Annotated in this window: 1 protein-coding gene; it reads right to left on the reverse strand. The window is 62.2% G+C overall.

Going from position 1 to position 259, the window contains the following annotated elements:
- The coding region (locus SB660_RS21760) for a hypothetical protein (RefSeq protein ID WP_410584506.1) at window positions 1-259 on the reverse strand (259 nt) is incomplete at both ends.

Raw genomic sequence — 259 nt, forward strand, 5'->3', positions numbered from 1 at the left:
GTATGTTTGGCTGCGTACCTAACGCGGCGATCTGGCATGGACCCAAAACGCCGCCGAGGTTTCTCGTATCAAACTCAAGCCACCGGATCGCCGGCGAGCCATCGGTTTCCAGACCGGCTACGAGGTAGCGCATTGAGGCCGGACCAGCCGCCGCTTTCCGCCGATAGATCGGTTCTGCGAGACGCCGGATTTCGTCAACGACGGCGGAGGGGATCGCCTGCGCGGAAGGCAGCTGTTCGAGCTGTTCCCAAACCCCTTG

It is taken from the genome of Bacillus sp. SIMBA_005, from assembly GCF_046535585.1.
Classification (GTDB): Bacteria; Bacillota; Bacilli; order Bacillales; family Bacillaceae; genus Bacillus; species Bacillus pumilus.